The organism is Abyssibacter sp., from assembly GCF_964229365.1.
Lineage (GTDB): Bacteria > Pseudomonadota > Gammaproteobacteria > Nevskiales > OUC007 > Abyssibacter.
On sequence record NZ_CAXRDQ010000026.1, the window covers coordinates 1 to 25,701 of the forward strand.

The 25,701-nt window shown below is 64.3% G+C and carries 28 protein-coding genes and 1 pseudogene; 13 read left to right on the forward strand and 16 right to left on the reverse strand.

What is annotated here, in order from left to right:
- The 9 genes and pseudogenes from ACE1EY_RS03700 to pepF form a co-directional block, all read right to left on the reverse strand.
- Window positions 1-349, reverse strand: a pseudogene (locus ACE1EY_RS03700) (phosphoribulokinase); the annotation flags it as partial.
- On the reverse strand, window positions 342-1,058 hold the full coding sequence (trmB, locus tag ACE1EY_RS03705; RefSeq protein WP_370299509.1) for a tRNA (guanosine(46)-N7)-methyltransferase TrmB: 717 nt from the start codon (window positions 1,056-1,058) through the stop codon (window positions 342-344). The gene trmB and the pseudogene ACE1EY_RS03700, both read right to left, overlap by 8 nt.
- Complete coding sequence (locus ACE1EY_RS03710) at window positions 1,055-1,858, reverse strand: thiazole synthase (protein WP_370299510.1); 804 nt, start codon at window positions 1,856-1,858, stop codon at window positions 1,055-1,057. The genes trmB and ACE1EY_RS03710 overlap by 4 nt, the downstream gene beginning before the upstream one ends.
- A 79-nt stretch (window positions 1,859-1,937) precedes the next feature.
- Window positions 1,938-2,138: a sulfur carrier protein ThiS gene (gene thiS, locus ACE1EY_RS03715; RefSeq protein ID WP_291514378.1), complete on the reverse strand. Its 201-nt coding sequence runs from the start codon at window positions 2,136-2,138 to the stop codon at window positions 1,938-1,940.
- 105 nt (window positions 2,139-2,243) lie between these two features.
- Entirely contained in the window at window positions 2,244-3,431 is a 1,188-nt protein-coding gene (locus ACE1EY_RS03720; protein WP_370299511.1) for a PDZ domain-containing protein, read from the reverse strand.
- A complete protein-coding gene (locus tag ACE1EY_RS03725) occupies window positions 3,428-3,949 on the reverse strand; it encodes a hypothetical protein (protein ID WP_291514380.1) in 522 nt (173 codons plus the stop codon). Before ACE1EY_RS03725 ends, ACE1EY_RS03720 begins: the two co-directional genes overlap by 4 nt.
- On the reverse strand, window positions 3,922-4,521 hold the full coding sequence (locus ACE1EY_RS03730; protein WP_291514381.1) for a sigma-70 family RNA polymerase sigma factor: 600 nt from the start codon (window positions 4,519-4,521) through the stop codon (window positions 3,922-3,924). The genes ACE1EY_RS03725 and ACE1EY_RS03730 overlap by 28 nt, the downstream gene beginning before the upstream one ends.
- Window positions 4,522-4,619: 98 nt before the next feature.
- Window positions 4,620-5,141: a YIP1 family protein gene (locus ACE1EY_RS03735; protein ID WP_291514382.1), complete on the reverse strand. Its 522-nt coding sequence runs from the start codon at window positions 5,139-5,141 to the stop codon at window positions 4,620-4,622.
- Between the two features lies 1 nt (window position 5,142).
- Window positions 5,143-7,014, reverse strand: a complete 1,872-nt coding sequence (gene pepF / locus ACE1EY_RS03740; protein WP_370299512.1) for an oligoendopeptidase F — start codon at window positions 7,012-7,014, stop codon at window positions 5,143-5,145.
- Between the two features lie 110 nt (window positions 7,015-7,124).
- Here pepF and purD point away from each other — a divergent pair, with 110 nt between their 5' ends.
- From purD to dusB, 4 genes are read left to right on the forward strand one after another with little or no spacing between them, the layout of a single operon-like run.
- A complete protein-coding gene (gene purD, locus ACE1EY_RS03745; RefSeq protein ID WP_291514384.1) occupies window positions 7,125-8,414 on the forward strand; it encodes a phosphoribosylamine--glycine ligase in 1,290 nt (429 codons plus the stop codon).
- Window positions 8,415-8,426: 12 nt separating this feature from the next.
- Complete coding sequence (locus ACE1EY_RS03750) at window positions 8,427-9,398, forward strand: alpha/beta fold hydrolase (protein WP_291514385.1); 972 nt, start codon at window positions 8,427-8,429, stop codon at window positions 9,396-9,398.
- Window positions 9,399-9,447: 49 nt separating this feature from the next.
- A complete protein-coding gene (locus tag ACE1EY_RS03755; RefSeq protein ID WP_373928038.1) occupies window positions 9,448-9,942 on the forward strand; it encodes a hypothetical protein in 495 nt (164 codons plus the stop codon).
- Window positions 9,943-9,983: 41 nt separating this feature from the next.
- The gene (gene dusB / locus ACE1EY_RS03760; RefSeq protein ID WP_370299513.1) at window positions 9,984-10,970 is read left to right on the forward strand and encodes a tRNA dihydrouridine synthase DusB; all 987 of its coding nucleotides are present in this window, start codon (window positions 9,984-9,986) and stop codon (window positions 10,968-10,970) included.
- Here the strand turns inward: dusB and ACE1EY_RS03765 are convergent.
- From ACE1EY_RS03765 to ACE1EY_RS03775, 3 genes are read right to left on the reverse strand one after another with little or no spacing between them, the layout of a single operon-like run.
- On the reverse strand, window positions 10,967-11,695 hold the full coding sequence (locus ACE1EY_RS03765; RefSeq protein ID WP_370299514.1) for an S-adenosyl-l-methionine hydroxide adenosyltransferase family protein: 729 nt from the start codon (window positions 11,693-11,695) through the stop codon (window positions 10,967-10,969). The genes dusB and ACE1EY_RS03765 overlap by 4 nt on opposite strands.
- Window position 11,696: 1 nt before the next feature.
- Window positions 11,697-13,010, reverse strand: coding sequence for a HAMP domain-containing sensor histidine kinase (locus tag ACE1EY_RS03770; protein ID WP_291514389.1), 1,314 nt, complete (start codon window positions 13,008-13,010; stop codon window positions 11,697-11,699).
- Entirely contained in the window at window positions 13,000-13,704 is a 705-nt protein-coding gene (locus ACE1EY_RS03775) for a response regulator transcription factor (protein WP_370299515.1), read from the reverse strand. The genes ACE1EY_RS03770 and ACE1EY_RS03775 overlap by 11 nt, the downstream gene beginning before the upstream one ends.
- A gap of 125 nt (window positions 13,705-13,829) precedes the next feature.
- Between ACE1EY_RS03775 and ACE1EY_RS03780 the strand changes: the two genes are divergently transcribed.
- Both ACE1EY_RS03780 and ACE1EY_RS03785 read left to right on the forward strand, forming a co-directional pair.
- Window positions 13,830-14,282 carry a Spy/CpxP family protein refolding chaperone gene (locus ACE1EY_RS03780; protein WP_291514391.1) on the forward strand — a complete coding sequence of 151 codons (453 nt, stop codon included), beginning with the start codon at window positions 13,830-13,832 and terminating at the stop codon, window positions 14,280-14,282.
- Window positions 14,283-14,403: 121 nt separating this feature from the next.
- Window positions 14,404-14,811: a hypothetical protein gene (locus ACE1EY_RS03785; RefSeq protein WP_291514392.1), complete on the forward strand. Its 408-nt coding sequence runs from the start codon at window positions 14,404-14,406 to the stop codon at window positions 14,809-14,811.
- Here ACE1EY_RS03785 and ACE1EY_RS03790 read toward each other — a convergent pair.
- Together ACE1EY_RS03790 and ACE1EY_RS03795 are read right to left on the reverse strand one after the other, a co-directional pair.
- Entirely contained in the window at window positions 14,808-15,179 is a 372-nt protein-coding gene (locus ACE1EY_RS03790) for a DUF423 domain-containing protein (protein ID WP_291514393.1), read from the reverse strand. The two genes, ACE1EY_RS03785 and ACE1EY_RS03790, sit on opposite strands and share 4 nt — an antisense overlap.
- A gap of 26 nt (window positions 15,180-15,205) precedes the next feature.
- Window positions 15,206-16,090, reverse strand: coding sequence for a hypothetical protein (locus ACE1EY_RS03795; protein ID WP_373928039.1), 885 nt, complete (start codon window positions 16,088-16,090; stop codon window positions 15,206-15,208).
- A 142-nt stretch (window positions 16,091-16,232) separates the two neighbouring features.
- Between ACE1EY_RS03795 and ACE1EY_RS03800 the strand changes: the two genes are divergently transcribed.
- Window positions 16,233-16,958 (forward strand): hypothetical protein, encoded by a 726-nt coding sequence (locus ACE1EY_RS03800; protein WP_370299517.1) that lies wholly within the window; start codon window positions 16,233-16,235, stop codon window positions 16,956-16,958.
- A gap of 5 nt (window positions 16,959-16,963) precedes the next feature.
- On the opposite strand, the gene ACE1EY_RS03805 is transcribed toward ACE1EY_RS03800, so the two are convergent.
- A complete protein-coding gene (locus ACE1EY_RS03805) occupies window positions 16,964-17,449 on the reverse strand; it encodes a DUF4864 domain-containing protein (protein WP_370299518.1) in 486 nt (161 codons plus the stop codon).
- Window positions 17,450-17,711: 262 nt separating this feature from the next.
- Here ACE1EY_RS03805 and ACE1EY_RS03810 point away from each other — a divergent pair, with 262 nt between their 5' ends.
- Window positions 17,712-18,521: a substrate-binding periplasmic protein gene (locus tag ACE1EY_RS03810; protein ID WP_370299519.1), complete on the forward strand. Its 810-nt coding sequence runs from the start codon at window positions 17,712-17,714 to the stop codon at window positions 18,519-18,521.
- A gap of 18 nt (window positions 18,522-18,539) precedes the next feature.
- Here ACE1EY_RS03810 and ACE1EY_RS03815 read toward each other — a convergent pair whose 3' ends face one another.
- Entirely contained in the window at window positions 18,540-18,974 is a 435-nt protein-coding gene (locus tag ACE1EY_RS03815) for a hypothetical protein (RefSeq protein ID WP_370299520.1), read from the reverse strand.
- A gap of 103 nt (window positions 18,975-19,077) precedes the next feature.
- On the opposite strand from ACE1EY_RS03815, the gene msrA reads away from it, so the two are divergent.
- The 5 genes from msrA to ACE1EY_RS03840 all read left to right on the forward strand — a co-directional run bounded on the left by msrA (window position 19,078) and on the right by ACE1EY_RS03840 (window position 25,701).
- The gene (gene msrA, locus ACE1EY_RS03820; RefSeq protein ID WP_291514399.1) at window positions 19,078-19,701 is read left to right on the forward strand and encodes a peptide-methionine (S)-S-oxide reductase MsrA; all 624 of its coding nucleotides are present in this window, start codon (window positions 19,078-19,080) and stop codon (window positions 19,699-19,701) included.
- A gap of 97 nt (window positions 19,702-19,798) precedes the next feature.
- Window positions 19,799-21,589 (forward strand): acyl-CoA dehydrogenase C-terminal domain-containing protein, encoded by a 1,791-nt coding sequence (locus ACE1EY_RS03825; protein ID WP_291514400.1) that lies wholly within the window; start codon window positions 19,799-19,801, stop codon window positions 21,587-21,589.
- Between the two features lie 153 nt (window positions 21,590-21,742).
- Entirely contained in the window at window positions 21,743-22,327 is a 585-nt protein-coding gene (locus ACE1EY_RS03830) for a hypothetical protein (protein ID WP_370299521.1), read from the forward strand.
- Window positions 22,328-22,424: 97 nt separating this feature from the next.
- Window positions 22,425-23,513, forward strand: coding sequence for a DNA polymerase IV (dinB, locus tag ACE1EY_RS03835; protein ID WP_370299522.1), 1,089 nt, complete (start codon window positions 22,425-22,427; stop codon window positions 23,511-23,513).
- 73 nt (window positions 23,514-23,586) lie between these two features.
- On the forward strand, window positions 23,587-25,701 hold the full coding sequence (locus ACE1EY_RS03840; RefSeq protein WP_370299523.1) for a M3 family metallopeptidase: 2,115 nt from the start codon (window positions 23,587-23,589) through the stop codon (window positions 25,699-25,701).

Here is a 25,701-nt window from a genome sequence, read left to right on the forward strand (position 1 = left end):
AGTCGGTGAAGGTGCCGGCGTCTTGGCCGTGGGCGGCGGCCTCTTCGTCGGTGTGCAGGTAGCGGCGGCGCATGCCTGACCCGTCGTCAGAGTACTGCCGAAACAGGGCTTCGAGCTTGTCGAAGTGGTTGGAGGCCGGCCCGAAATGGCTGAAGTTCTCGCCGCGGATGCGGGCGCGCTGAATCGCTGCCTGCATTTGCACGCGGTCGAAGGCATGGAAGCTGTCGCCTTCGATATTGGCGGCGCGTACGCCCAGGCGCTGAAATATCTTGGCGAAGGCCTGGCTGGCCGTGCTGGTGCCGGCGCCGGATGAACCGGTGACGGCAATGATGGGATGCCGCTCAGACACGCCTGTAGTCGAAATCGGCGATCGTGTGGCCGAGCCGTAGTCCGCGGCGTTCGAACTTGGTCTCGATGCGGTCGTCGGCCGTGGGCATCTGCCCACCGATCCCGTTGACGTTTTCGAACGCGGGATGGGCATCGCAAACCGCGAGCATGTGTTCGGCGTAGTCCGCCCAGTCCGTGGCCAGCCGCAGTCGGGCGCCGGCGCCCATGCGACCGGCGAGCATGTCCAGAAAGGCCGGCTGGATCAGGCGGCGCTTGTGGTGGCGAGCTTTGTGCCATGGGTCGGGAAACAGCACGTAGAGGCTGTCGATCCATGGTGTCATGGCGGACTGCGCCAGGGTTTCGGCGGCATCGTCCGTGCTTACTTTCAGGTTGACCACACCAGCCTTGTCGGCGCGGTCCAGGAGACGGCCGACACCGGGGCGGTGCACCTCGAAGCCCAGAAAATTGCGTTCGGGGTGTTGTTGGCAGGCCGCGAGCAGGTTTTCGCCGTCGCCGAAGCCGATCTCCAGGGTGAGTGGCGCGGGGCGCTCGAATAGCTGTGCGGGGTCAGCGAAGGCCTCGGCCGCTACGCCGTAGCGCGGCATCAGTGCATCCAGCGCGCGGGACTGCGCCGGGGTCAGCCGGCCTTCGCGGCGAACAAAGCTGCGAATACGCCGGTGGTAGGCCGGTGTGTCTGAGTCCGACATGCGACGAGATGCCGAATCGCTCATTCAATGATGTCGGTGAGTGGGGAGGATGCACTCGCGTAGCGGCGTCGCGGCATGCGACCGGCGCGAAAGGCCAGGCGTCCGGCTTCGATGCCAAGCTTCATGGCGCGGGCCATCATGACCGGGTCGCGGGCCTCGGCAATCGCCGTGTTCATCAACACGCCGTCGCAGCCCAGTTCCATGGCGATGGCGGCGTCCGAAGCCGTGCCGACGCCGGCGTCGACCAGGATCGGCACGCTGGCGTTTTCGATGATGCTCAGCAGGTTGTAGCGGTTCTGGATACCCAGGCCCGAGCCAATCGGTGCGGCCAGCGGCATCACCGCCACGCAGCCCATGGCTTCCAGGCGCTGGGCGACGATGGGATCGTCAGAGGTGTAGACCATCACGTCGAATCCGTCATCGACCAGCTCTTGAGCGGCCTGCAAGGTGGCGGGCACGTCGGGGAACAGGGTTTTGGGGTCACCCAGCACTTCGAGCTTGACCAGCTTGTGGCCGTCCAGCAGTTCGCGCGCAAGCTGACAGGTACGCACGGCATCCTTGGCGGTATAGCAGCCGGCGGTGTTGGGCAGGATGGTGAACTCGTCCGGTGGCACCACATCCAGCAGGTTGGGTTCGTCCGGCGATTGACCGATGTTGCTGCGGCGAATCGCCACGGTGACGATCTCGGCGCCGGAGGCGCGGATTGCTTCGCCGGTTTGTTCCATCGACGCATATTTGCCAGTGCCGACCAGCAAGCGCGAGCGATAGCTGTGACCGGCAATGGTCAGGGCGTCTGATATCTGTTCGTCGGTACCGAAAGCCATGCGTTTGTCGTTGTTCAATGGGGCGGCTACTTTGGCAGAACCGCAGGCCCGTGTGCAGTTCCTGGCGTCGGGCGCCGGTTCAACCGCCGCCGATTGCCTGCACGATTTCGATGGAATCGCCCGGCTGTACCTGATGCGAGGCATGCGCGCTGCGCGTCACGATGCGGCCGTTGACCTCGATCGCCAAGCGTTTGCCTGCCAGCCCCAGCCGCTCGACCAGATCCTGCAGCGTGCAGCCGTCGGGCGCGTCAAAGGCTTGGCCGTTGAGGCGGATATCCATGGTGCCAATTCTAACCGATCGGCTCTCCCGCCAGCCGCCGACATGAAAAAGGCCCGGTGGGTGCCACCGGGCCTCGGGTGATGCATGCGGGACTGTTGCCTGCGATCAATCCGTCCTGACCGCGTAGGACTGCACATGGACATGGTCCAGCAACTGATCCGGCCGTACCGACGCCACCTGCTTGTTGGCGCCACGGCGGATCACGCCGAGCTTGACGGATTCACCGGTGGCCACGCGCTCGAGCTGCTGGATCACGTCACGTGGTCGCTTGACCGTCTGGCCGTTGACCGATTGGATGACGTCGCCCGGCTCGAGGTCCATCGTGCGGCCGGTGCCGGATGCGACGACCAGCACGCCGACCTGGGTGCCGAAGTAGCTGCCCAGTTCCTTGTTCAGTTGCGCCAGTGTCAAACCGCCGCCGACGTTGGCGACCTCGGCAGACGGCGGAAGGCCGGGCGTCGGCGGGCGCGGTGCAGCGGGCGGGTCGATCCGGATCACGCGTCGGCCTTCGCCCAGATCCTGCAAGTCCATGACCAGGCCCTGTGGGCATTGCACGTCGTCGGCGTCAGATCCGAACAGGTGAATGCCCGGCACCGGAGGAGCGGGCGGGGCAGCCGCCACGGCGGCGCTGGGCCACGAGAGGTCATCGGTCTTGACCGTGAGCTGTTTGCGCTTGCTACTGCGGATGATGCTGACATCGACTTCGTCGCCCGGTGTCAGTTCTTCCATGAAGGCCGATAGTTCTTTGAGTGCCTTGTCGCCTTCAAAGCGTTGTCCGTTGGCGGCGATGATGATGTCGCCGGCATGCATGCCGGCTTTTTCTGCCGGCCCGCCGGGTGTCACGCCGTTGATATGGACGCCTGATTCATCGTCGGCCGTGCGCACGGTGACGCCCAGCATGGCGCGTTTGCGCCCGCCCAGCAGGCGATAGGCGAAGGCTCGGGGCGCGTTGGCCTGGTGCTTGAGGGACAGCTCCGCCAGCCGTTCGGCCGCCAGTTGCAGTTCCTTCTCGGCATGTTCCAGCGCGCGTTCCGCGCTCTTGATCTCGCGTTCGATCTCCACGCTGCGGTGTTCCGAGATTTTGGCGTGGCGCTCGACCACCTCGGCGCGGCGTTCCTCCAGCTCGGCGCGGGCCTCGGCCCATTCGGTCTCGTGATCGCCGGCGGTTGCTTTCGGGCTTAGCGACAACGCGGCCACGGTCAGGCCGAGGGCCAGCCAGCTGGCTGGATGGGCGGCGAGACGCGGGGCCAGCCGCGTGATCGCCAGTGTCGGGATGGTGTTGTTTTTGTTCATAGCGGGACCTCGTAAGCAGCGGTCCGGAGTCCGGGGTCGGTTTGGGGTGTGGCGACCAGCGCTGACATCAGCTGGACGCGGTTGCGCCAGAGCGCGAGTTCTTCCGGCGAGCCCGGCGCGGCGGCGTTGAGCTGTACATCGATCATCGCCAGGCCACCTTCGAGACGGGCGATGCGTTGCGCCTCATTGCCGCCCGTTAGCGCCACCTTGCGCTGCCGCCACTGGTGCTCCAGCGCCTGTGACTGCGCGATGAGTGTTGGTAGCGGGTTGGGGGAGGTGCTGGCCTGGTCGCTGGCCTGCAGGTCATCCGAGCGAACCGTCGGAATCGCTGCGGGTTCAGACCACAATGCAGCGACGAGAATGGTGACACCCGCGACCGTGGCGGCCGCTGCGAGCAACGGCCGATGCAGGCGACGACGACGGCGCTGCTGGAACTGTTCCCACCCGTCGGATGGGGGCGAGCAGGCGGCCAAGGCCTGCAGCCGCGAGTTCAGCTCGCGCTCAAAGGCTTCAGACATGGCTGATTCTCCGATGGTTGAGAAACCGTACTGGGCGCAGGCGGCAGGGCATCCGGGTGCAGGATGCCGCGCAGCTTGGCGTGAGCACGGGAGAGTTGGGATTTGGAAAAGCTGGGCGTTTTGCCCATCAGGTCGGCGATTTCGGGGTGGGTGTAGCCCTCGACGTGATAAAGCCACACCACCGCGCGAGCCGTATCGGGCAGCAGGGTTAGTGCCTGTTCCAGCAAGCTGTCGTCGCTGTCAGGCGCTGCCGCGGCTTCATGTGCCTCTGGAATCAGCACCGTCCAGCGCTTGCGCTTGCGTAGCACCTGCAGGGTTTCGCGGACGGCAATCTGGCGCAGCCAGCCCCAGAACGGCGAGTCCCCCCGAAACGTCTTCACCTTGGCGAAGGCGCGCATGAAGGTGTCCTGCGTGATGTCGGCTGCCAGATGGCTGCAACCCGACATCCGGCTGGCCAGATCGAAGACCGGGCGCTGGAACGTCCGATAAATCGATTCCTGGGCGCGCAGGTCGCCGCGCTTGAGCGCGGCCAGCGTCAGCTCGGAAATCGGGATGTCAAATCGACTGCTCACAACCCCAGGATGCCGTGTGTTGAGAAAGGGTCGCGCTCACTGGCCGGCGGCCACCAACGGTGTTCGTGGGGCGACAGGCGGCCCACCTGGAACCCGGCTCAGATGCCGGTTAAGCCTCGCAACACCCACCACACCAGACCGTTGACCAGAAAACCGATGATGGTCACGCCCACCGCCCGGCCGGTGCTGCGATAGTCCAATGCCTGACGCACGGCGACCACGGTGGTCGCGATGGTCCACAACGTGGCCACCAGATACACCAGACCGCCGACCAGCGGCAGGAATCCGAAGACCCGGAGCAGGCCCGGTCCCTGCGCAAAGCCCAAGGTTCGCATCAGCTCGCCGACATCGGCGCGGGTGCCGGATTCCGGCAGCAGTTTAGCGCCGACGACATAGATCACGGCTGCCCAGACGATCCAGCCCAGCAGCGCGCTGAGTGCGGCGATCAGCAGCGTGGCGAACCCACCGGCCGCGAGCAGCCCGAGGCCGGAGGCGATGACCACGAGAAGGACCACGCCGGCCGCTTGGCCGGTGGCGCTGCGGTCGCTTTCGACCTCTTCGTAGGTCGCCACGTCGAGCTTCGCGGCGCCGACGATGCGTTGAACAAATCCCTGTGCCATGTCACTGCTCCTGGTTGTCGAGAATCGCCTCGATCTGATCCATCACACCGTTGAGTTTGCGGAACACGGCTTCGTAGGGGGCCGCGGTCGTCATGTCCACGCCGGCGGCGACCAGCAGAGCATGCGGATCGTCGCTGCCGCCCGCCCGCAGCATGTTGAGGTAGGCGTCGCGCGCCTGGGTGTCTCCGGCGAGAATCTTCTCCGCAAACGCCGCGCCGGCAGTGATCGAAGTCGCGTACTGGTAGACGTAGAAATTCCGATAGAAATGCGGGATGTAGGCCCACTCGATATGGAAGGTGGGGTCGATCGTCAGCACGCCTTCATCGTGGCCGTGGTAGCGCTTGAGGATGTCGCCATACATCTCCGACAGCCGCGCACCCGACAGCGGCGTGCCGTCGGCAAAGGCTTCATGCACCTGCAACTCGTATTCGGCGAACATGGCCTGACGGAAGAAGGTGCCCCGCCATTGCTCCAGCAGGAAGCCGAGGTAATAGAGCTTCTCGTCGTCGGTCGTGGCGACCTGCATGCGGTCATCGACCAACAGCACCTCGTTCACGGTCGAGGCGATCTCGGCCAGGAAGATCGGGTAGCGCGCCGTTTCGAACGGCTGGGTTTCTGACGACAGCATGGTGTGCACCGCATGGCCCCATTCATGCGCCAGCGTCGAAACCGATTCGAAGTCGTCGTTGTAGTTCATCAGCACATAGGGATGCACCCCGTAGGCCGATCCGGACATATAGGCTCCAGAGACCTTGTTCTCACGGGGATACAAATCCATCCAGCGCGCGCTTAGCCCTTCGGACAGCTTGGCCACGTAGTCTTCGCCCAACGGCGCCATCGCCGTGACAACCAAAGGCTTGGCTGACGCGATCGGGTAGTCGGTTTCCAGTTCCACCAGCGGCGGGTAGATGTCGTAGTACTCGATCTGGTCGATGCCCAGAATCCGCTCGCGCAGCGTTAGATACCGGTGCAGGGTGTCCAGGTTGTCGTTCACCTGCTTGACCAGATTTCGGTACACGGCTTCGGGCACGTGGGTGCCGCCAAGAGCGGCCGCCAGCGTGCTGTCGTAGTTGCGTGCATCAGCGAAGAACTTGGCCTGTTGCAAATGGGCGTGGAAGGTTTCGCCCATGGTTTGCTCGTAGTCCTGCCACGTGGACCAGAAGGCCTCGAAAACCTGCTTGCGGTCGTCCCGCTCGGGCACCTGCCGGTATTTGGTGTATCCGGATTGCGACAGACGGACGGATTCGCCGTCGGATAACTTGATGGTCGGCCACGGAATATTGGCGTTGGCGAGCACTCGGTAGATCGCCGACGGCGTGCCGCCCATCGCGCCGGCCGAGGCCAGCAGGGATTCGCGCTGCGGGTCGAGCACGTGAGGAGCTTGGCGCAGGGTGACTTCGAGCAGGCGGTCGTAGCGTGTCAGCCGTGGCAACCGCTTTTTGAAGTCGTCGATCGTATCGGCGCCCAGTGCGATCAACTCTGGCGCCATATAGCTCGTCACCTCGCTGAAACGCGTGTACAGGCGCCGAACCTGCTGCCGCATTTCCAGCGGGATCGACTGGCTGGTGTCCTGATCGGCCAGCAGGCTGGCGTACACGCCCACGCGGTAAAGCCGCTTCAGGGCGGTGTGGTAGCGCTCGAGGCAGGTGTTCAGACCCTTGGGATTGCCCAGCCGGCCCTCGCATTCGGCCAGCGCGTCGAAGTAGTCCTCGACCTCGTTGCGCTCTGCATTCCAGGCCGACACATTCGGGAACAGGTCACGCAAATCCCAGCGGTTGGGGTCGTCGGCGGGTTCGGCCGCGATGGCGGCGGAGCTGACCGCCAGGAAAACCAGGGCAAGCCCCGAGGTGAAACGGTGAAGTCGAACGCGCATGCCATTCCCCTGAAAAGCGTTGCGTCGACTCTGATTCCGAGAGCCGGTGGCGTCAAGGCGATGCTAAACTCGCGCGCCATTTGCCTGCCGATTCGCAACCGATTTCCGTTATGGCCGAACACACTGTTCTCGTAGTAGGCGGCGGAGGCCGCGAGCATGCACTGGCCTGGAAACTGGCCCAGTCGCCCAAGGTGGATCGGGTGCTGGTGGCGCCGGGCAATGCCGGCACCGCGACCGAACCGCTGTGCGAGAACGTGCCCGTGGCCGCCGATGACATCGACGGGTTGCTGGCGCTGGCCGATCGCGAAGCCGTGGCCCTGACGGTGGTCGGTCCGGAAGCCCCGCTGGCAGCCGGAATTGTCGATCGGTTCCGTGATGCAGGATTGCGGTGTTTCGGTCCGACCCAGGCCGGCGCGCAGCTGGAATCCAGCAAGGCGTTCGCCAAGGCCTTCATGCAGCGCCATGGCATTCCGACGGCGGCCTACGCCGAATTCACGGACACCGAAGCCGCGCTGGCCTACCTGCGTGAGCAGGGCGCGCCGATTGTCATCAAGGCGGATGGCCTGGCGGCGGGCAAGGGCGTGGTGGTGGCCCAGGATCTGGCCGAGGCCGAAGCCGCCGTGCGCGACATGCTGGACGACGGCAGTTTCGGTGCGGCCGGTGCTCGCGTGGTGATCGAGGAGTTCCTGCCGGGCGAGGAGGCGAGTTTTATCGTCATGGCGGCCGGCCAGGCGGTGGTCGAATTCGCCTCGTCGCAGGATCACAAACCCGCGCTGGATGGCGACCAGGGCCCGAACACCGGCGGCATGGGAGCGTACTCGCCCGCGCCGGTGGTGACGCCAGCCATCCACGAGGCCATTCGGCGCGAGGTGATCGACCGCGCGCTGGCCGGTTTCGCGGCCGACGGTATCGAATATCTCGGTTTTCTCTACGCCGGCCTGATGGTGGACGATGCGGGCAACATCAAGGTGCTGGAATTCAACTGCCGGCTGGGTGATCCGGAAACCCAGCCGTTGCTGATGCGGCTGGATAGCGATTTGTTCGACCTCTGCCTGGCGGCCGTGGACGGCCATCTCGGCCTGATGAGCGCGCGCTGGAATCCACAGGCCGCACTGGGCGTGGTGATGGCCGCCGGCGGTTATCCCGGCGCCTACGACAAAGGTCTTCCGATCCAGGGGTTGGCCGCGGCCGCGGCCTCGGGTGCCAAGGTGTTTCACGCCGGCACGGCGCAGAACGACGAGGGTGACATCGTCACCTCGGGCGGGCGCGTGCTGTGTGTGACCGCGCTGGGCGACGATGTGGCGGCGGCGCAACAGGCCGCTTACGCGGGCGCTGATCGCATCACCTGGGACAAGGTGCATCTGCGCCGCGATATCGGCGCCAAGGCGATTGGGCGCTAGGGCAGGGGGCGCATGACGCTGCTGGCGGTTGTTCTCGTTCTGCTGCTCTGGGCGGGGCAGCGTCGCGCCCGTCTGATCGAGCGCTCCTGTCCTCCCGTTGGCACGGTTCGTCGGCTCGATGGCCACGATGTGCATGTGGTGGAGGCCGGTAGCGGCCCGCCGCTGATCCTGCTGCATGGGGCCAGTTCCAATCTGCGTGATTGGACGGAAAGCATTTTTCCCATCCTGGCCCGCGAGTTCCGCGTCATCGCCATTGACCGGCCGGGACTGGGCCACAGTGCCGGTACCGGCGCCTGGCTCAATCCCAGCGATTTGGCCGATTTCGTGTTGAATGTCGCCGAGGAGCTGGGCGCCGAGTCGCCCGTGATCGTCGGCCATTCATGGTCGGGTTCGGTGGTGCTCGCGGCCCTGACGGATCAGCCGGATCGCGTCGCCGGCGGTATCAGCCTGGCCGGTGTGGCCAGTCATTGGGTGGGCGGCATTGGCTGGGCAACGCATGTCGCGCGCGTACCGATTCTGGGGCAGCTGTTTTGTCATACGGTCGTGCCGCTACTGGGCCCGTCGCTGATGCCCGCCGCGATCGCGAAGATCTTCCGTCCGAATGCCGTTCCGGACGGCTATGCTGAACGCATCGGCGCCGCGCTGGCCGTGCGGCCCCGGGCGTTTTGGTCCAACGCGCGCGACTTGGTGCGGCTGAACGCTTATCTTCAGGCGCAAAGCACGCGCTATCCGACGATTCGCCGGCCGTTGTTGGTCATGCATGGCGAATCTGACGCTATCGTTCCATTTTGGAACCATGGTCAGCGCCTGGCGGCATTACTGCCCGATGCCGAGGTTCAAATGTTGCCGGGGCTCGGCCATGCTCCGCACCATGTCGAACCCGACGCCATCGCGGGACGCATTGCGGATTTCGCGCGGCGTTGTTTCGACAACGCGGCAGCGCCGGGGCAACTTGGCGGCGGGAATAGATCAGTGTTTCCCTAGGGCAGCAAGACGCCCCGGCACTCTTTATTCGACGAGGACTCGATTCAGGATGAGCATGAGTCTGCTCGATAGCGCCTTGAGGCGCGCTCAGGTCCGCAAGGCCGGGGAAATCACCCTGATCGTCTTCGACGGCCTTGGTGCCGTGGCGACGGATTCGCTGGCATTTCGTTCCGCCGAGCGCTGGGCTTTTTCGCGCATCTCGTCCGGCAACATCGTGCGTGACCGCGGCACGTTTCTGGAGCGCCTGGAGACGGCCATCGTCCGTCGTGGGACGTCCATCACCACCTCTCACGGGACGTCACGTGCCGTGGCGGGTCTGGCGAAAAAGATGACGCAGGCCGGCTATAGCCTGACCGAGTGGTCCATTCCGCAGGCTGCGAAGGACATTCTCGACCCTCCGGACGAGGCGAAGGACAAGAAAAAGGACAGCGACGAGGCGCCGGCGCAAGCGAGCCCCGCTGACGACGACCCCACGCCGATCGAGGTGCAGCGGCGCAAGGACACGCTGGACCGCGGCAGCATCGACCGCGCGCTGGACGATTGACCCCCGTCGCGGCCGGCGGCGAACCCTGCGAAAATCCCCCCATGCAGATCGGCCCACATTCCATAGAACCCGCTCTGGTGCTGGCGCCCATGGCCGGCGTGACCGACAAGCCGTTTCGGCAGCTTTGCCGGCGTCTGGGCGCCGGCCTGGCGCCGTCGGAGATGCTCAGCGCTGATCCCGGGTTGTGGGATACGCCCAAGTCGCGTGCGCGCATGGACCATCGCGGCGAGTCTGGTCCGATTTCGGTCCAGATCGCCGGCTATGACCCCGCCATGATGGCCAACGCAGCGCGACATAACGTCGCCCACGGTGCCGACATCATCGACATCAACATGGGTTGTCCGGCGAAGAAGGTCTGCAAGCGGGATGCGGGCTCCGCGCTGATGCGGGATGAGCCGCTGGTGGCAGGCATTCTCGAAGCCGTGGTCGAGGCCGTGCCGGTCCCCGTGACCTTGAAAACGCGGACAGGCTGGTGTGCCGAGCATCGCAACGCCGTTCGAATCGCGCAGATCGCCGAACAGGCCGGTATCGCTGCGATCGCCATCCACGGTCGCACGCGCGACCAGAAATACACCGGGTTGGCAGAGTACGACACGATTCGCGCCGTTAAGAACGCGGTGACCATTCCGGTGTTCGCCAATGGCGATGTCGACTCGCCCCAAAAGGCGCAAGAGGTTCTGCGTGTGACCGGCGCCGATGGTTTGCTGATCGGCCGAGCGGCGCAGGGACGGCCCTGGATCTTCCGCGAGATCGATCATTTTCTACGCACGGGTGAGACGCTGCCGGCGCCGCCATCCGGGCAAATCGGCGGCTGGCTCAGCGAGCACCTCGACGGCCTTTACACGCTATATGGCGAGCGTCGCGGTGTGCGCGTCGCGCGCAAGCACATCGGCTGGTATGCCGACGGCCACCCCGACCAGGCCCGCTTTCTCAAAACGGCGATGACGTTGGAATCTGCCCGTGAGCAACTGGCTGCCGTGCGCGGTTATTTTGGTCTGGGTTGTGGGGTGGCAGCGGTCGCCGCTTAGCGCGGGGCCAGATCGAGTGTGACCGGCGTGCCGATGCCGAGTCCGGCGGCTTCCACAGCCGAGCCCTGATTGACCGCAAGTTCGACGAAACCATTCGAGTTCAGGTACCAGAGTGGCTCGCCCGGTGCCCGATCACCAAAGGTGCTGGCGTGGCGAAACCGCGTCTGTTCCGCTTGGATTTGCGCCGTGGATTCCAGCTGGCGCAGTCCGGTCCAGGCATTGCCAAAGCCGTCTGCATAGATGATCTGCGCCGGCGAGCCGGAGGCATCGCGGCTCGGCGCCGACACCGGCGAATGGTCCGGCCAGTCGCCCTGCGCGAGCCGGACCGCCGCGGGTGCGAACAGGTCGCGGCCATGAAAGCTGGCCGAGAGCCGTTCCGGCACCCAGTCCAGCGCCCACCAGCGGGCGTTCTGTTCCTGTTCGGCCACGCGATTCAGCAGGCCGTTGTCCGGCCCCACGAACAGGCGGCCACCTGCGCGCAGGATGACCGGGCGGCGGCGCGTGCCAACACCGGGGTCGATCACGGCGCAGACCACGGCGTCCTGGGGCAGGCGCTCTACCAGTGCCGCCAGCAGCCAACCGGCGGCGATAGGCGAAAAGGCCGGCGCATCGTGCATCAGGTCGAAGACCGGGACATGCGGGCCCCAGCGGTGGGCGGCCAGGCGTAGCTGCCCGACATAAGGTCCGTCGAAGCCGAAGTCGGTAAACAGCACGACAGGCCGCATATTAGGTCGTGGCCTCGAACGCCGGAAACAACAGCGTCACGATCAAGCCATGCGGTTGGGCGGTCTGCGCCTGTACCTGCCCGTGGTGCGCCCGGGCGACGCGGTCGACCAGTGCCAGGCCCAGGCCGTACCCGGTGCCATGGCCGTCTCCGCCCCGCCAGAACGGCTCGAAGACGCGCGGCAACTGACCGGGGGGCACACCGGGACCGTCGTCTTCAACCGCCATGCGGATGCCGTCCGGCGTGCGGCCCAGATGCACGCGAACACGCGTGTTGGCGTAGCGCAGCGCATTGGAGATCAAATTGTCCAGCGCACGATCAATCAATCGTATGTCCACTTGGGCGTCCAGCCGGTCCGGGGTTTTGATGTCCAGCCGAATGTCTCTTTCGTCCGCAAGAATCCCGTGGCGTTCCCCGGCATCCCGGCACAATTGGGCGAGGTCGGTGGATTCACGCTGAATGCGGCTGTGCTCCGACACCTGCTCCGGATCGAGCCTGGCGAAGGTCAGAATCTCCTCCACCAGGTCATCGATGCGGTCCACCTCGGCATCGCAGCGATCCAGCGCATCCGGTCGCTGGGCGCGGGCGAGTTCCAGTGCCAGACGCATCCGTGCCAGCGGCGAACGGATCTCGTGGGACACATCGTGCAGCAGGCGATCACGGTCGCGAACAAGCGTTTCGATGCGGGCGGCCATGGAGTCGAAATCACGGGCAAGGGCGGCGATTTCATCCTGACCACTCCGGTGCTCGGGCGCGACCCGCGTGCCCAATTCGCCGCCCGCAAAGCGTCGCACGGCCTGCTGGATGCCTCGGACGGGGCGGGTCAGCCGGCGCGCTACCCACCAGGCCACCAAGGTGATAACCAACAGCGAGAGCACCAAGTGCAGCCCCAGCGCCAGCCCCGGCGAGACCGGTCGCTCTCCCGGCATCTGGACCGCGACTGCGGTGACCTGATCGCCATCGGGCTCGGTCACGGGTGCGATAACGGCCAGCCCGCCGCGGGGCAACCGCAGTTTGCCCGCCGGCGCGTTCATGATCTCGTTGCGCAGCGATTCCAGTTCCGGTGGCAGTGGGCGTGAGCCGCGAATGATGACCAGCCGGTAACCGCGTTCACGCAGGCGCCGATGCAGCTCGCGTGTCGCGGCGCGGCCCCGGTATTGTGCGGCGGTGACGGCATCAGCCAGTTGCTCGGCATCCAGCGCGGACCAGGCGCGGTAAGCATTGATGCGCTGGGTGACGAAAACGCTGATCAACAGTGTCACCACCAGCGCGAGCCAGAATGCCATCAACAACCGGAGCGTCAGGCTACCCCTCATCGTGTTCCACCAGCGCGTAGCCGGCGCCGCGTACGGTGTCGATCCGCAGCCCGGCCTCGGCGTCCGTGAGCTTCTTGCGCAGGCGGCTCACGTGGACGTCCACGGCGCGGTCGTAACGCTCCAGGCTGCGCCCCAGCGCCTGTTCGGTGAGCGCTTCGCGGGAGATGACATCACCCGGCTGCGACAAAAAGCTGCGAAGCATTTCGAACTCGGCGGCCGTCAAGTTAAGCGGTGTCGTGCCGCATCGCACCGACCGCCGGCCCGTGTCCAGCTCCACACCGGCGAGGCGTAGCGTCTCCGGGGCGGCGCGCGGGCGGGGCTGGTGGCGGCGGAGCAGGGCTCGCAGCCTGGCCACCAGTTCGCGCGGCATGGCCGGCTTGGGCAGGTAGTCGTCGGCGCCCAGCTCCAGGCCGATAATGCGGTCCAGCGGTTCGCCGCGGCCGGAGAGCATTAGCACGGGCAGATCCCACCCCGCTCGGATCTGTGAAAGCGCGTCGAGCCCGGTCATGCCGGGGAGCATGACATCCAGCACCATGGCGTCGGGAGGGTTGTCGGTCTGGCTCAGTGTGTCCAGTGCGGCCTCGGCGCTGTGCACGGCGAAGGCGTCCAGAGACTGGGTCGCCAGATAGTCGATCAGAAGGTCGCAGAGCGCCGTATCGTCGTCTGCGATCAGGATGCGAGGCCGCGTATTCATGGGGGCAGTGTGCCCGCAGCGTTTTGTGTCTGGCGAGCGCTTTACGCATCTTTACACGACCGCAACGCAACTTGACCCGCGCCCGGCGTACAAAGTGTTCGTCACTTACCGACGGAGTTTTCCCGATGAAACGATTGATCACGATTGCCCTGGTGTCCCTGTCCGCCCTGACCATGCTGAGCACGCCTGCCCTGGCGCGTCCGGACCACGACGGCGGTTACATGAAGCACATGTTCAAGGGCCTGGATCTGACCGATGAACAGAAGTCCCAGATCGGCAGCATCATGGAAGCCAATCAGCCGGAGTCTCAGGCGCTGAGGGAACGCACGCGTTCGCTGCACGACAAGATGATGGAGTTGGACCCCACGGCTGGTGACTACCAGACCGATGTGCAGACGCTGGCCAATGAAGCAGCGGAACTCAAGCGCGAGCAGGTGTTGCATGGCAGCGAGCTGCGGAGGCAGGTTGCACAAGTGCTGACCCCGGAACAGCGTACGGAGATGAAAGAACGCGCGGCGAAAAAGCGTGAAAAATTCCGCGAACGCGCTGAACGCTGGGCCGACAAGAAAGGGCGCTAGCGCGTAGCGACCGACCGGCCTTCCATAACGGCGAGCCCTGGGCTCGCCGTTTTTTGTCGTGGTGTCCGGTTCGGCCGGCCCGGCTACACTATGCTCCGCTTCGCCCGAGTCTCGCTCCTGCATGATCCCGCAATTCGCGCACTGGCTGATCGAAGGTGCTCTGCTATTCGGTCTGGTCGCCTGTTTACTGCGGTTGCAGCGGCTTCGGTCGAAGGCCGCAGGCTTGGTCCAGTCTGTCGGCGATGCGTCCTCGCGCTCGGATACCTACATCGCCATCCGTATCCTCAACCCGATGGAGCTGGCGCGACGCCAGTCCTGGCTGGCTGGAACCCTTGCCGGTATCTCGCCGAATTTTGTCCGCAAGCTGGTGCATGCCCGCACGGTGCAAATCCTCAAGGAGCAGCTGCTCGACTACGGCGTGGACGCCGACGTGCGGCTGGAGCAGGGGCGTCCCGGTCCAGGCCTGCCGTTGCGTGGCGACGAGGCAGCCGCAAAACCCGGAAAGGACAATCCGGCGGCCAGGCTTTAGGTCAGCTTCAGCGTCCCGACCAGCAGGCAGGCCCAACCGGCCAGAAACAGCAATCCGCCCAGCGGTGTGATTGCGCCCAGCACGCGGATGCCCGACAGCGCCAGCGCATAAAGGCTGCCTGAAAACAGCAGAATGCCGAGTGCAAACAGCAGGCCGGAGGCGTTGAGCCAACCCGAGGCACCGCGCAGCAGAAGCAGCCCGACACCCAGCAACGCCAGCGCGTGCCAGAACTGGTAGTTCACCGCGGTTTCCCACACCCGGAGCATGTCTGAATCCAGACGCTGGCGTAGTGCATGTGCGCCAAAGGCGCCGAGGGCGACACCGAGAAAGCCGAACAGGGCAGAGAGTGGAAGCCAGAGTGATTGCATGGGATTGGAAACGCTTGGGTCGGGGGTCAGAACCGGTAGATTAGATCCGCCATGATCGATAGGACGGAGTAGGACTGGTCACCGGCCGTCAGCGCAGTCTGCCGCATCGCCAGATCGGCCGCACAGCTGCGTGTCAGCAGCCAGTTCATTCCAAGCAGTGCGCTGCCGCCCTGGCCGGAACGGCGGTAGGCGCGCTCGCCGTCGACATCGAAGGCGGTGTCGCGGGTCCAGTCGCTGCCCAGATCCGTCGATTCGCCCACCGTTGTTGTGAACTCGCCATCCAACCACTTCATGTCGACATAGATCGCGACGGCTGGCGTGGCTTGCCAATCCAACCGCCCGCCGGCACCCAGACGCCAGGTGGAGAATGCGTCTGACGCCGTTGCCTGAGCGTCGAAGCGTGCCGATACCCGAGCTTGCAGGCGTGTCGTTAGCTGCGAGGTCACGCTGGCGCGAACTGCCGTTCTGGCTCCGTCGCGTAGGCGATCGCCGGTTTCATGCCATTGCAGGTTGGTGGAGATCGACCACAGCGCGGCATGGAAACCGGCTCCGGGTTGGTAGCTCCACGCCACGCCGGACTCGGCCTGGGCGTATGACAAGGCAGTGAATCGGAGGTTTTGTGCGGTGTGCGCCCCGACATGCCAGCGCAGTGCCTGATGCGCGTTGAGCAGGCGAACGGTCTGTCCGCGTAGCGACTGAGTCACAGCCAGGCTTTGTTGCCGCTGGTCCGAGCGCGCCGCGTGATTGGTGTTCGAATCATAGATCAGGCCGTTTTGGCCCTGCCAGGTCCAGTTGGCCACGGCAATCGACGGCAGGGCGGCGAGGCCAAGCGCCAGCCCGGCTCGCCAAACCGCGGGCCGGGGCCGGGGCGCAGCCACACGGCGATTCATCCAGCTAAAGCTCCCTGCCACGTTGCGTTCCCCGTTGTCGACGCGGCGAATTCTTGCGTTGTGGCCTCCAACAAGCAAACCCCATCGCATGTCGGGCGCGCTTCGCCGGTGCCCGGCCGTTGGCAACTGCTATCGTGCATGCTGCCTATGGATGGGGACTGGCGTGAGCACTCACGATGATGTTGATGACGCGCGGCGGCGTTTTCTGGAGCGCGCGTTGCAATCGGGCTGGCTGATCGGCGGGCTGGGTTGGATGACCGCGGGGCAGACGGCTCCGTTTGGCGAGGTTCCAAACCCCCTGCCAGCGGGCAGGTCCGTGTTTCGTGTCCGCGGCGACGTCCGCGTCAACGGCTTGCCGGCCACGCTCGAGACGCTGATCGGGCCGGACGATCGCATTGAAACCGGCGACGATGGGGAACTGGTCGCCGCCGTGGGCAGCGACGCCTTTCTGATACGCCGACGCAGCTCGGTGAACCTGGGGTTGTCTGCAGCAAAACAGGCCTTTCGTCTCGTCACCGGGGCCATGCTCACGGTCTTCGGTCAACGCCAGCAGCCGATTTGGATTCACACGCCCACGGCGACCATCGGGATTCGCGGAACCGGGGTCTACGCGGCGGCAGATGGTGACCGGACGTACCTCTGCACCTGTTACGGGAGCACCGAACTGCAGGCGACATTGGCAACGGACGTACGCGAGCAGATCACCGCCCGGCATCATGACGCCCCACGTTACATTCTCGGTGCGCCTGAGGCGGGCAGCTGGATCATTCCCGCGCCGTTTATCGATCACGAAGACGTCGAGTTGCGAATGCTTGAGGCGCTGGTCGGCCGCGAGGTCCCATTCGCGATCACCGATGATGCGTATCTACGGCCACGGCGGGACTACTAACGCCCCTAGATCGATAACTCCGGCGTGACCAGTTCGGTGTGCTCGACCACGCCGTCTGTCATCCAGCAGCCGGTGCAGGTGGGGTCAGCCTGTTCGGCGAGCACGAACAGATAAAGCCGTACCGGGCCTTCCTGCGGGTAGATGCGAACGGGGAAGACCAGGCGATCACCGCGTTCCACCGGCGGGCCGATTTCGGCGCTGCGGTGGTCGATAAGTGGGGCGTATCCGGCCTCGATCATCTGAATGAACCGGGGCAACGGGCCGGTGCTTTCCCGGTTGCCGGGGGATGCGAACGCAAACGCGGTGGCGATGCCCGTATCCGGCGCGGGTTCGTTATTGCTACGCAACGCCGTGAGTACGATGTCCACGACCTCCCGCGGTGCGAACTCTGGCGAGGGCTCGGCGGGTGGCGTGCTCGACATCGAACAGGCTGTCATCACCAGGCCCAGGCCTAGCGCGAACGCTACAGAAGGTTTCCGGCCATCACTCATCCTGCGCGCTCCCTGTTGAGACTCCGATCAGTATGCGGGCGACGGTCGCAGCTGAAAAATCTGAACATGCCGCGACCCTGCATGGCGTTTGGGCATCTTGTTGGGACTGGAGGCCTGGTGACGCGCGTCCATCAGCGCGTCCCTGGGCGGTCGACGCACCGAAACTACCGCCGGCCTGTCCAGAGGCATAGACTGCCCGGGCGAACCATTGCACGGCGCCATCAGAGCGTCCGGGTCCGCGGAACGTATCAGGAGGAGAACAATGAGGCGATGGATTCTGCCGGCCCTGGCCGGACTGTTAACGGTTGCCGGCTGTCAGCCCGCGACGAACACGACCACGGCGGCTGAGACCGCCCCGCAAAAAAAAGCCAGTTGCGTAATGACCGTGGGATGGGACCCTTGGGAACCCTATAGCTACGAGGCCGTCGATGGTGCGGTGACAGGTCTGGATGTGGACCTCGTTCGCCAGCTCGGTGAATCCGCCGGATGCCGGCTGGACTTCCGCAAGGGCAATTGGGTGGCCCTGCTGGAAGAGTTGCAAGCCGGCGACGTGGATGTACTGATGGCGGCCACGCCGACCAGCGACCGGCGTGACTTCGCCCACTTTTCCGAGCCGTATCGCGATGAGTCCTTTGTCTTGTTTGCCCACAACGGTGGCGTTCAGGCCTACCAGGGCCTAAGCCTCGGGCAGCTGCTGGCGGACGGCAAGCGGGTCGGGATCACCGATGGCTATTACTACGGCGAGGATGCGCAGGCGCTGCTCTCCAATCCGGATTACGACGAGCAGATTGTCCCGGCGCCGGTTCCCGAAGCGAATTACCGCCATCTGGAAGAAGGGCTGGTAGACGTGGTGATCGGCGATCCCTATGTGGCCGGAGCGGTGCTGCGGCGAACCGGCATGGGCACGTCGATCAAGCAGCTGCGCGGGAATGTCCACAGGGGGTCAGTGACGTTCATGTTCTCCAAGAACAGCGTCTCCAACGACCAGGTGCAGGCGATGAACGCAGCCTTGGATCGCTTGCAGTCCGCCGGTCACATCGCCGGGATACTCAGCCGCTATCGCGGCAGCTAGGCGCTTGGCGCCGGTCGGTCAGGTACCGGCCGGCGCACCGGCTGGACGGTTCGCCAGACACATGAATAACGCCACGCCCAGCCCCCAGGCGCCGTTGAGAATCAGCGCGCCGATGATGACCTGCGGATTCCAGCCGGCAGCGAACGCCATCCCCTTGATCGGAAAGACGATGAACAGTGCAACCGCACTCGGGAGGACTGCCCCGAGAATGAGCGCGCGGAGCCCGTAGCCCACTCCATGGGCGTTGCGCAGCATCCACCAGATCGGCAGGCCCCAGATGCCGCCCCAGAAGGCGAGTGAAATGACGGCCGGGATGCCTAGCGGCGCCGTGGCCGCCATATTGAAGGGCGGAGCAGGCAGGGCTGCCCCGGCCATATAGAACAGGGTGTACACGCCCTGGTGGCAGACCAGTGTCGCGACAAAGCCGCCGATGAATGCTTTGAAGTATTCCATCCGTCTCTCTCCCTGATCCCGTTGGGGATATGCGCGTCGCGCATGATTGGCGCGAGGGCGATAATATACGCGGCCGTACTTTGCTGCGCCGACCCGCGATTCCATGAGCCTATTCGACCGGACCAGCCTGAAAATCTCGCCCAGCGAGTTCCCCGCGCCGGATTTTGACCCGGCGGATCAGAGTGATCGTGTGGGCACGCTCGCCGTGCTCGCGGGCGGTTGTTTCTGGTGTGTGGAAGCGGTTTATCGCGAGCTGGTCGGGGTGAGTTCAGTGCTGTCCGGCTATGCCGGTGGTTCCGAAGACACGGCGGATTATCAGACCGTTTGCACCGGTAGTACCGAGCATGCGGAAGTGGTGCAGATCGTGTTCGACCCCTTGCGGACGACCTTTGGCGAGATCCTGCGAATTTTTTTCGCGGTCGCCCATGATCCGACGCAGGTGAATCGCCAGGGCAACGACCGCGGCACCCAGTATCGCTCCGCCATCTTCTACGCCAACGACTTGCAGCGCGAGATCGGCGAACGCTACATCGCACAGATCAACGCCGCCGGCGTGTTCGATGAGCCTGTCGCCACGCGGTTGGAGCCGCTGGAAGCCTTCTTTCAGGCAGAGGGCTACCACCAGAATTACGCCGCCCTGAATCCCGGCCAGGGTTATATCCAGGCGGTGGCGCAGCCCAAGGTGGACAAACTGCGCGCTTATTTCGGTGATCGTCTGCGCGGGTAATGGCCCGCTGCCCGACACCGCTTCAGTTCATTGATTGAGAGTGCCGGCTGGCGCCGATGCTCCCGCAACCTTAATCGCTATCCAAGGAGTCAAGACCATGGCTGATTACAAGGCCCCCGTCCGCGACATGAGCTTTGTCGTGAATGAAGTGCTCAAGTTCGATGCACTGCGAGACACGCTCGGCTATACCGATGCGACGCCAGACACGATTGACGCCGTGTTCGAAGAGGCCGGCAAACTGGCCTCGGAAGTCGTGCACCCGCTGAATCAGATCGGTGACGCCGAAGGTGCCAAGCTCAACGACGGTGTAGTGACCCTGCCTGACGGATTCAAGACCGCCTTCGAGCAGTATCAGGAAGCCGGCTGGGCCACGATGCACGCGGCCGAAGAGTTTGGTGGCATGGGCATGCCGCATCTGGTCGCCGTGCTGGTAGACGAGATGTTTTCCGCAGCAAACCACTCCTGGTACATGTACGCGTCGTTGACCCACGGCGCGGTCAGCGCGATCCAGACCTGGGGCACGGACGAGCAGAAAGCCACGTTCCTGCCGAAGATGGCAACCTGCGAATGGACCGGCACCATGAACCTGACGGAACCGCACGCCGGTACCGACCTGGGCATGCTCAAGAGTCGCGCCGAACCTAACGGTGACGGCAGCTACTCGATTACCGGTACCAAGATATTCATCTCCTGCGGCGAGCATGAGATGAGCGAAAACATCGTCCACCTGGTCCTGGCCAAATTGCCTGACGCCCCGGCGGGGACCAAAGGCATCTCGATGTTCATCGTGCCCAAATTCCTGGTGAACGATGACGGCTCACTGGGCGAGCGCAACTCGCTCAAGTGTGGCTCCGTCGAGCACAAGATGGGCATCAAGGCGTCAGCGACCTGCGTGATGAACTACGAGGGCGCCACCGGCTATCTCATCGGCGCCGAGCATGGCGGGCTCAAAGCGATGTTCACGATGATGAACGCGGCGCGACTGGGCGTGGGCGTCGAGGGCCTGGCCAAGGCCGCGCTGGCCTATCAGTACGCCACCGACTACGCGAAAGAGCGGATCCAGGGCCGCGCGCTGACCGGACCGCAGGATCCGGACAAGCCCGCCGACAACATTCTCGTGCATCCTGACGTGCGCAAGATGCTGCTCACGATTCGCAGCTTTGTCGAGGGTGGCCGCCTGCTGGCCGGCTACTGCGCGATGATGCTGGATGTGCGCCACAAGCACCCGGACGACGACACCCGCACCCGCGCCGAAGATATCGTCAGCCTGCTGACACCGGTGATCAAGGCCTTCTTTACCGACGAGGGTTTCCGCGGTGCCAACCTGGGCATGCAGTGCTACGGCGGCCACGGCTACATCGTCGAATGGGGGGCCGAGCAGATCGCTCGCGACGCGCGCATCAGCATGATGTACGAGGGTACGAACGGCGTGCAGGCCATGGACTTGGTCGGTCGCAAGCTGTTCTGGAACGGTGGTCGTGGTGTTAAGGCGTATTTCCAAGAGATCACCGAAACGCTGGACGCAGCGGCGGGCCGCGATGACCTCAAGGATGTGGCGGCCAACGTGCGGGCGGCGTTCGATTCCCTGCAGGAGGGCACCCAGTACCTGCTGGAGCAGGCCAGCGCCGCACCGAACAACCTGGGCAGTGCGGCCACCGACTACCTGCGCCTGTTTGCCGTGACCGCGATTGGGGCCATATGGCTGCGGGCCGCGACCGTGGCGCAGGAGGCCCTGGACGGCGGCTCGTCCGAGACCGCGTTCTACGCCGCCAAGCCGGTGCTGGCACGGTTCTTCGCCGAGCAGTATGTCGCCGAGCACAGCTCGCTGCTGGCCCGCGTGAAGTCAGGCGCCGACACGATCATGGCGCTGGAGGTTGCCGCGTTCTGAGCGTGTTTCGCTCTTGATTGATGTCATAAAGCCGCGGTTTGTTCGCGGCTTTATGACATCTGCGTCACACATCGACCGGCTGTTCGTTGTATTTACTATGTCGGATGGCACGAATGCCGCTTAAGGTGCATGCGGTCCATCGGAGAGATCGTCATGCCTCAATCACGCCAGAAATTTCTGCTCAAGATTAACGAGGCCAAGGCCGTTGTTGAGCTCTCCGAGATGCGGGTTTCGGCCAGTCATCTGCGACCTGGCCGACGCGAGGGAGATGACGTCATGGACGACACCGTCATGTTCCACGCCCTGTGGCTGGAGGATGACGACAGTTACGACCATGAACTGTCGCTAGAGCCAGGCCTGTTTGAAGCCAAGGTGGACGACGTGATCCAGACGCGCGTGCTCTCCGACGGCAAGGTGATTCGCTTTCTCAGCTTGGTCAACAAGCGGACGGGTCAACGCGTGACCGTCAATTCACTCAGTCGCGCCGTGGTCGATTGCGGACTCACCGAATCGTATGGCGAGATGATTGGCCGCGTGTCATTGGCCGCTCTAGGCAGCCTGGCGGGAGCCTACCTGCTGTCGTTGTTGTACGTGCTGGATTCCTGGACCGAGTTTTCTGTCGCTGCGCTGCTGATGTGGGTGGTCTCCAGTGCGCTGCTGATCGACGCGCGCCGCCGCCGTGTGCGGCGTTGGTCGCAGAAGATCGATACGGCTCCGGATCTTTCCGCCAACAACTAGTCCTGTCACGGGCGCCCGACGCGCCGCCATCTTGTCTCAATGAAGCAGCAGATTTCTGTGGCCTGAATCTAAGTCTGACTCAGGTATCGTGGCTGTCGTGCGCAAGATTGTTCATATCGATATGGATGCGTTTTACGCGTCGGTCGAGCAGCGTGACCGACCGGAGTTGATCGGTCGGCCGACCGTTGTTGCCTGGAAGGGGCCACGGTCGGTGGTTTGTGCGGCATCGTACGAGGCGCGCCGCTTCGGTATCCGCTCTGCCATGCCAGCGATGCGAGCCGCTCGCCTGTGCCCTCATGCCGAGTTCATTCCGCCGGATTTCAAGCGATACAAGGCGGTCTCGCGGCAGGTGCAAGCCATTTATCGCCGCTACACCGACCAGATCGAACCCTTGTCGCTGGACGAGGCGTATCTGGACGTCACCGAACAACGCGGTGGTCTGGCCACCGCGACGGAAGTCGCCGAGGCGATACGGAGCGCGATTCGCGAAGAGCTTGCACTGACCGCCTCGGCGGGTGTGGCCCCGAACAAGTTCATCGCCAAGATTGCCTCGGACTGGCGCAAGCCGGATGGCCTTTTCGTCGTGCCGCCACACCGGGTGGATGCCTTTCTCGAACCGTTGCCAGTCGCCAAGATTCCCGGTGTGGGCCGGGTCACGCAAGGCAAGCTGGAGGCGTTGGGCATTCAAACGGCAGGCGATCTTCGGCGCAGCGATGTGCCGGTGCTGCACCAACAGCTGGGGCAGTATGCCGAACGCTTGCTGCAGCTTGCCTGGGGGCAGGACGATTCACCCGTGCGCACGGAGCGCAGGCGCAAGTCGCTGTCGGCCGAGGACACCTTCAGCGATGACCGGCCATTGTCGGAGCTAGAACCCGACATCCGTCGGTTGGCGCAGAAGGTCTGGCAGCAGGCCGAGCGTGAGCAGTATCGCTCCAGAACGGTCCTCCTCAAGCTGAAAACTCGCGCCTTTGTCACGCTAACGCGGCAACAGACGCTGGTGGCCCCGCCGCCTTCTCTGGAAGCCTTCACCCAGAGCGTGCTGGCACTGCGTCATCGCGTCGATCTCCCGGCGACCACGTTGTATCGCCTGGTCGGCGTTGGATTTCAGCAACTCATGCAACCCGCGCCAGCGGTCTCGCAACCCTCGCTATTCGATCCGTGCGGTTCGACCAACCAAGTGCCGTGATTGGTTAGACTGCCCCCAACGACCGGTCATCCGCTCGCGGTGACGGCCGACCCGAATAAAAGACCAGGACATCATGCGAATCATTTCCCTATTGGTCGCGGCCACGCTAACGGCCTGCGCGAATCATCCGCTTCCCATCATGAAAACCGCCAGCAATCCACTCTTGCAGCCCAGTCCGCTGCCTTACGAGTATCCGCCGTTCGACCGAATCAAGCCGGACCATTTCATGCCGGCCTTCGAGGTCGGCATGGAGGAGTCGCTCGAGCAGGTCGACACCATCGCCAGCCAGTCGGAGGCCCCGACCTTCGACAACACCATTGTTGCGCTGGAGAAAAGCGGGCGGACGCTGAATCGGGTTCAGACGGTGTTCTACAACCTGGTCGGGACTCACGGCACCGAGGCCTTGCAGGCCATCGACGAAACCATCTCGCCGCAACTGGCTGCCCATCGGGACAAGATTTTTCTCAACACCAAACTGTTCGAGCGCATCGACACGCTGTATCGCGAACGGGGCAGCCTGGGGCTGGATGCCGAGGCATCGCGTTTGCTGGAGCGCTACCACGTGAGCTTCGTTCGCGCCGGCGCGCGTCTGGGCGCGGATGATCAGCAACGGCTGCGTGAGATCAACACCGAGTTGTCACGGCTGACGACACAGTTCCAGCAGAACTTGCTGAAACACACGAACGAGCTCGCGGTCGTGGTGGACGATCCTGCGCAGCTCGCCGGGCTGTCGGAATCGGCGATTGAGGCCGCCGCCGCGATGGCGAAGAGCCGCGGCGTTGATGGCTATGTGCTGACCCTGCAGCTGCCGACCTTACAGCCACAACTGGCTGAGCTTGAGAATCGCGCGTTGCGCGAGCGCCTGCATCGGGCCTCCATCCAGCGCGGCAATACCGATGGAACCCTGGACAACCGCCCGGTGCTGCAGGCGATCGTTGCCTTGCGTGCCGAGCGGGCTCGGTTGCTGGGCTACGACACCCACGCTGATTATGTGCTCGCGAATGCCACCGCGGGTACGGCCGATGCCGTCAACAAGCTGCTGGCCAAGCTGGCAAAACCCAGCGCGGCGAACGCCGGCAAGGAAGCCGCGCGCCTGCAACAGGCTGTCGATGCGGCTGGTGAGTCCTTCGATCTAAAGGTCTGGGACTGGCCCTACTACCGCGAAATCGTGCGGCAACAAGACTACGACTTCGATCAGACTGCACTGAAGCCTTATTTCGAGATGCAGCGGGTGCTGGAGGACGGCGTGTTCTTCATGGCCGAGAAGCTGTATGGACTGCGCTTCGAGCGCCGTGATCATCTGCCCGTCTACCACCCGGACACCACGGTCTACGAGGTGTTCCAGGACAATGGCTCGGCGCTGGGCATTTTCATCTTCGACCCCTTTGCGCGTGATACCAAGCGTGGCGGGGCTTGGATGAACAGCTATGTGCGTCAGTCGCGGTTGTTGGGGACGCGGCCGGTCGTCGCGAATCATCTGAACATCACCAAGCCCGCAGGCGACGGTCCGGTGCTGATGACGCCGAGTGAAGTGAACACCATGTTCCACGAGTTTGGGCACGCGGTGCATGGCTTGCTTTCGAACGTGCACTACCCGTTCTTCTCGGGCACGGCGGTGCCGCGTGACTTTGTCGAATACCCATCCCAGGTGCATGAAATGTGGGCGTTCTGGCCTGAGGTGATGGCGAACTATGCGCGCCACTACGAGACCGGTGAGGCGCTGCCACCGGCGATGATCGAGCGCTACAAGTCCACCGAGTTGTTCAATCAGGGCTACGACACGACCGAGTATCTCGCCGCCTCGTTGCTGGATCAGGCCTGGCATCAGCTCACGCCTGATGCGATGCCGGATGACGTAGAAACCTTCGAGATGCGGGCGCTGGAACAGGCAGGCGTGGCACTGGAGCTGGTGCCGCCTCGGTACCGCAGTACCTATTTTGCGCACGTCTTCTCTGGTGGTTACTCGGCGGGCTACTACTCCTACGTATGGTCGGAAGTGCTCGATGCCGACACGGTCGCGTGGTTCAAGGAAGACGGTGGATTGAGCCGGAAGAACGGTGATCGCATGCGCTACGGCATTCTGTCGCTGGGGGGCAGTGTCGACGCCCAGCAGATGTACGAGGCCTTCCGCGGTCGGCCCGCGGCCATCGAGCCGCTGCTGGAGCGTCGCGGCCTGACAGCCGAGTAG